The following is a 5,650-nucleotide window of genomic DNA, read 5'->3' on the forward strand; positions in this document are numbered from 1 at the left end:
TTTAGCAGCCACAGGTTCTGGTTTSGGTTCCGGTTTGGGTTCTGGTTTCGGTTCTGGKGTTTTAGCAGCMACAGTTTCCGGTTTGGGTTCTGGTTTGGGTTCTGGGGTTTTAGCAGCAGGTTTAGCATCAACTACAGGTTCGTGATCTTTGGGAGTAGAGGATTTAGHTGGAGTAGTATCTGCTTTAGTAGCAGACTTTTTATCCTCAATGGGAGTTTTATCGTCTTGTGGTTTGGATTTAGAGCTATCCGCCATAGCATTCAGCCTCAATAACAATTAACGATCTAATATGTTTTGCAAGCGAGTTAGATCAGTTCCTCGCTGATGAAGAAGCAGCCAGGACTCAACTAAATCCGGGCCATGAACAGCCCCAGTGAGAGCTGCTCTGAGCGATCGCATGATCAGCCCTTTTTTAAGTTTCGTCTCTTTGGTAACAGCTTTGATCATATCCTTGACGGTATCTGCTGTCAGTGTTGGCTCAGATTCGAGTTTATCCTTGATAGCTGCCAAGACGGTTTGGGCTCCCTCTTGTTGCAACTGCTGCTGGGCTTCTTCATCTAAACTGACACTGGAGGGAAAGAACATCGCCGCCATATCTACTGCATCTTTGAGACGGGTAAGACTAGGACCAATGAGGGTTGTTAACTGTTCCAACCAAAGGCGATCGCTCTGTGGTTCAAAGTCATAACCGGCCTCTTCCCAATAGGGAATCAACATATCTGTCAACTCCGACACTGGCAGATTATGGATATACTGACCATTCAACCAATCGAGCTTATCCCAGTCAAATTTTGCCCCCGCCTTATTGACTCTATCAAAACCAAAGTTTTTCGCCGCCTGTTCTAGGGTAAAGATTTCCTGAGTCGAATCAGTGGGAGTCCAACCCAATAGTGTCATATAATTAGCCAAGGCGGGGGCTGTGTAACCCAAATTTTGGAAATCTGAGATAGAAGTCACCCCGTCCCGCTTAGATAGTTTACGGCCATCAGGATTCAAAATCAAAGGAGTGTGGGCGAATTCTGGAACCCTTCCCCCGAAGGCTTCGTAGAGTAGTATCTGTTTGGCAGTATTAGCGATATGGTCTTCACCGCGAATTACATGGGTGATCTGCATATCAATATCATCGACCACCACCGCCAAATTATAGAGAGGCTGACCGATTGCATTGCTACTGGAAGCCCTAGCAATGACCATATCTCCCCCCAAGTCGGAGCCTTTCCAGACTACCGAACCCCTGACCAAATCATTCCATCTAATTTCTCGGTTGTCGTCTATTTTAAAGCGAATCACGGCACTGCGGCCTTCAGCTTCCAAAGCCGCCCTTTGTGCTGCGGTTAGGTCGCGGTGGCGGTTATCATAGCGAGGAGCTTGATTTTTAGCTTTTTGAGCCGATCGCATTTCCTCAAGTTCTTCCGGGGTACAATAGCAACGGTAAGCCAAACCCGCATCTAGGAGTTTACGGATAGCTTCCCGGTACAAATCCAGGCGCTCCGACTGAAAAAACGGCCCCTCATCCCAATTTAGGCCCAACCAAGTTAGTCCATCCAAAATATTTTGGGTAAATTCAGGACGCGATCGCTCTTGATCTGTATCTTCAATGCGTACTATAAACTCACCGCCCTGATTTCGGGCGAAAAGCCAGTTAAATACAGCGGTTCTGGCTGTACCAATGTGTAGATTACCTGTAGGGCTAGGAGCCAAACGAACTCTGACAGTCATAATTTCTGGGTTGCCTTTGTATCTTGATCGCGCCAACGGCTGGCTAATTGTCAATGTTGGCTTTTGTCCACTCAACAAACCACAATCGCCATCTCAACATTGTATCTTTTTTTGTAACTGTCCATACCACCGAAAGCGATCGCAAACCCATTCTACCCTCAACCAACATTGGCTGCGGGTGCAAGAGTCTTGTCCTGTTTCCTGGGGCTGACCTAGCACCCGCCCTTATGGGAGGGCGCTTTTTCGCTCAGAATACAATTTGGCTGGTTCCGATTATTCTACGGAATTTTCCGGCATTTTTTCCGATGAAAATGTGATAAAATTACCAAACAGAGCCAGAGTTCTATAGCGATTATTCAACACTTCCGATGTGTAAATGCTAAAAAACATCGCATTTTGTCGGTGAGTAGAATTGTCAATAAAAGCCCTAATTGTAACCCGTTGAGAAGTTACCAAAGTATTGCAGGTGTCTACAATCATATTAGAAAAACCTCGGAGAATAGCCGGAACTTCCGCCTCATTACATAGGTTGTTTTTCGCTTCTTGGGATAACTTCACCGAGGCATATTCGAGATAGTCTTGGCGACTGGGGTTAGTTAAAGCCATTGTTCCCGCCAAAATGGCCAGAAAGATAGCCATTTTACTGATATGCCCACCAGCATGGCTTGATTCCATCCGATCAACTTTCATCATTTTAAATAATCACCTCTAACAGCATTTTATCGAGAAAAATAGATCATCATACTAGGTTAAGTTCCATTAACCCGGACTAGGGCTGATCAGAGTTAAAATTGTTAGACAAACAAGTAGGGATCGAGAGAGATGTTACCATCTCCCCCTCCCATTCAAAACCGTACTTGAGACTTTCACCTCATACGGCTCTAGTGGTGCTTCCACATCCAGATAATTGGCATAGACACGAAAAACTTCCTGATGTGACGCACGCGCAGACTGCTCCATTGTTAAGAATGCAGCGTTGACGTTGTCAAGTGCCGTCTTATCATCGCGGGTGTGGCGGTGCAATAGTTGAAGATTCTTGTATTCATCCTTTCCGCCGTGGCTTCGAGGTACAATGTGGTCTACTTCAACTAAATCTGATGGGGTAAAGTATTGCCCACACCAGGCGCATAGGCCTTTTTGCTTTTTGAGTAGTTTTGCTACCCTGTTTGGCGTATCAATTGCTTGACCTTTTCTGGTTGCCCAGTAAGTCCAGTTTCCGTCATAAAGTGTTGCTTCAGGGCGTATCAGGGTATGTCTGACAATCGGAGTGTAGCTATGCTTCCATAGTCTATGTCCATCCTTGGTACAGAATAACCAAGTTTCATGCCTTTCTCTATCATCGCTGAGTTTAACCGTTTCCGGTCTACAATAGTTACTCAGTTCTTTAGGATTTGCCTTTCCGCATCTTGAGATTCTCCATGCCCGTAACATTTGCCAGATTATATGGTCTAACTTATTGAAGGTCTCAGATGAGACGACCCCTGAATAGTAATTTGAGTTATGGTCGAACAGGAAGTCACCTTCCCGAGCTCCACTTCAAAACCGTGCTTGCGAGTTTCCCAGCACACGGCTCCTGATATGGACACCCTTTTTCGTAGGAACAGAGTTACTACCCCCTGCTTTCGTACTTCGACTTTTGGAGCTGTATACAACCACGTAGTCTTTAAACTCGCTCTCGTCATAATACTCTTAATCGCCGCAGTATCTATGTCCATACCTTGACTAGTGGGCATATCCTAACCATTACAGTTAGGCATTGGCTTTCAGTCATATCCTACTCCCTCCAAGGGGTAGGGGTCGAAAGGGAAGTCACCCTCCCCAACTCCCATTCAAAACCGTACTTGAGACTTTCACCTCATACGGCTCCTGATGTGGACACCCCTTTGTCATGGGAACAGGGTTACGACCCCCTGCTTTGTATAGCACAAGATAGAACAGTTAGGACGTATAATGGCAAGGATATCTACAGAAGACCCAAAAAGCCAGCCCCCTACAGTTACGACCTTAGACAAAAAGTTATTAATGCAATTGAACTAGACGGTATGCCCAAAACAGAAGCCAGTCAAGTTTTCCATGTCAGCCGGAACACTATCAATCTCTGGCTGCAAAGAAAAGAACACACCGGAGACTTCCTCCCTAAACCTAATCACCGACCTGGCAATAACCACCAAATTACCGACTGGCAAAAATTCAAGGCTTTTGCCCAAGAGCATGGCGACAAAACCTCCGCTCAAATGGCTGAACTTTGGGATGACGACATCTCTCCTGGCACCATATCCAGAGCCTTGAAGAAAATTGGCTTCACCAGAAAAACAACTTACGGCTACCAAGAACGTGATGAGCAACAGCGAGAGGAGTTTATTGCTCAGATTGAACATATGGAGCCGGAAGGGTTGGTTTACCTCGATGAAGCTGGCATGAATAGTCAAGACTCGGATTATCCTTATGGTTACTGCCAGGAAGGACAACGCTTCGATGCCCTCAAATCAGGGAAGAGGCAGGGCAGGGTGAGCTATATAGCCGCATGGTGTCATCAACAACTCTTAGCCCCCGATCGCTTTGAGGGTTGTTGTAATCGGACAGTGTTTGAGTTGTGGTTGGAGTTCATCTTAATTCCAACATTGAAGCCAGGTCAAACTCTAGTACTGGACAATGCAACGTTTCATAAAGGGGGGCGGCAGGCTGAACTGGTGGAGGCAGCTCCATGCCGTTTACTCTATCTTCGGCCTTATTCGCCAGACCTCAACAAGATAGAGAAATGTTGGTCGTGGTTGAAAGCCCGCATTCGCCATTGCACGTGAGCAGTTTGATTCTCTCGATGATGCCATGGATTCCGTTCTCCCAGCTGCGTCCTAACCACCTTGACTAATGCTATATCTGATGGGTTAACTCATCTGTCCATTAGGGACTCGATACCTGCTCATGATTGGGTTAACCCGGCTTTTCCCTGTCTCCGCTAGCCGAAAAAAAAATTTCGCTCAGGTTATTGCTTTTTATTTGATGTCTGTGCTACGATTACTAATCGTATGGCGGGCGTAGCCAAGTGGTTAAGGCAGAGGATTGTGGTTCCTCCACTCGTGGGTTCGAATCCCATCGTTCGCCCTGAAGTCTATCACCTTATCCTAGCTGCAATAGCGGGATTTACTTAACCCGATAGTCGTACCGTTACACTTAATATGCACTCCATTCAGTCTTAGCACACGGGACGATTAGTGCATATCCCTTAGCAACAAAACTTAATTATTGACGGGTTAATCAATAAGCACAACTTAATCAATCTGTCAAATATCCATTCCTCCCCCCCAACCAAACACCGATAGGGTAGTTCCCTTGTGATACCCGTCAATGGCAAGCCTATCGGTTCGTTCCTCACCATTGACTGCTATCACATCGGTCGCACCCCCAAGAGTGTTTGTTCCGGTTGGGGGGAGGATATGTTTCAAAATCAACACGATAGCCGTAGGTAGTCGTAGAGGGGAACCTTCTAAGTAATCAATGTACAAAGATATCAGACCGCCTTTCCGTGGACTAGACCTATAGGTAAACCTATGAGCGATCGCTCGCAAGGTTATCTATGGGTCTGATTCATAATCTCCGGTGAGGGGAAACTATGAACTATCATCTACCGGAACCAACCCGATACCCCTAAACAACTTTTCAACTGGTGACAATTACCGAGCAGAAACCGATACCAACATAATCAGTTCACCCCCAAAATCTTAGCCGTAGGTTGTAGGTAAAGCTATCTGTTGGGGGTAACTTAGTTCTGGGTAATATCTGGACATGATAGGGTAGGCATGCATATTTTAGAAGTTACATAATGTATTTACATTATGTAAATGAGTGTGATACGTTCAGGCATGAAATAGGGTTGAGATAACTGAAATAACCGCCTGGTAGAGACTTNAGGCACNTGGGTGAATANACGGAA

The 5,650-nt window shown here is 45.9% G+C and carries 5 protein-coding genes, 1 tRNA gene and 2 pseudogenes; 2 read left to right on the top strand and 6 right to left on the bottom strand.

Annotation, left to right across the window (positions count from 1 at the left end; translation table 11 throughout):
* The 5 genes and pseudogenes from B9T16_RS24925 to B9T16_RS24945 form a co-directional block, all read right to left on the bottom strand.
* Window positions 1-255 (bottom strand): annotated as a pseudogene (locus B9T16_RS24925) (hypothetical protein); the annotation flags it as partial.
* Between the two features lie 21 nt (window positions 256-276).
* Entirely contained in the window at window positions 277-1,719 is a 1,443-nt protein-coding gene (gene gltX, locus B9T16_RS24930; RefSeq protein WP_006616161.1) for a glutamate--tRNA ligase, read from the bottom strand.
* Window positions 1,720-1,992: 273 nt separating this feature from the next.
* On the bottom strand, window positions 1,993-2,412 hold the full coding sequence (locus tag B9T16_RS24935; RefSeq protein WP_006616160.1) for a DUF4359 domain-containing protein: 420 nt from the start codon (window positions 2,410-2,412) through the stop codon (window positions 1,993-1,995).
* Between the two features lie 132 nt (window positions 2,413-2,544).
* Window positions 2,545-3,150, bottom strand: coding sequence for an HNH endonuclease (locus B9T16_RS24940; protein ID WP_014275542.1), 606 nt, complete (start codon window positions 3,148-3,150; stop codon window positions 2,545-2,547).
* Between the two features lie 9 nt (window positions 3,151-3,159).
* A pseudogene (locus B9T16_RS24945) lies at window positions 3,160-3,231 on the bottom strand (hypothetical protein); the annotation flags it as partial.
* A gap of 449 nt (window positions 3,232-3,680) precedes the next feature.
* Here B9T16_RS24945 and B9T16_RS24950 point away from each other — a divergent pair.
* Window positions 3,681-4,575 (top strand): IS630 family transposase gene (locus B9T16_RS24950; protein WP_410246028.1). Its coding sequence is split into 2 segments (ribosomal slippage): window positions 3,681-4,511 and window positions 4,513-4,575, totalling 894 coding nucleotides; the frame shifts between segments, so codons are not numbered across the junction.
* 173 nt (window positions 4,576-4,748) lie between these two features.
* Window positions 4,749-4,821, top strand: a tRNA-His gene (locus B9T16_RS24955).
* Between the two features lie 179 nt (window positions 4,822-5,000).
* Here B9T16_RS24955 and B9T16_RS24960 read toward each other — a convergent pair.
* Window positions 5,001-5,222 (bottom strand): hypothetical protein, encoded by a 222-nt coding sequence (locus B9T16_RS24960; RefSeq protein ID WP_410246027.1) that lies wholly within the window; start codon window positions 5,220-5,222, stop codon window positions 5,001-5,003.
* Window positions 5,223-5,650: the final 428 nt, after the last annotated feature.

The organism is Arthrospira sp. PCC 8006 (genome assembly GCF_046480465.1).
Classification (GTDB): domain Bacteria; phylum Cyanobacteriota; class Cyanobacteriia; order Cyanobacteriales; family Microcoleaceae; genus Limnospira; species Limnospira platensis.

Coding starts and splice junctions, on each gene's coding strand:
- gltX (WP_006616161.1), bottom strand. CDS start 1,719: ATGACTGTCAGAGTTCGTTTGGCTCCTAGCCCTACAGGTAATCTACAC.
- B9T16_RS24935 (WP_006616160.1), bottom strand. CDS start 2,412: ATGATGAAAGTTGATCGGATGGAATCAAGCCATGCTGGTGGGCATATC.
- B9T16_RS24940 (WP_014275542.1), bottom strand. CDS start 3,150: ATGTTACGGGCATGGAGAATCTCAAGATGCGGAAAGGCAAATCCTAAA.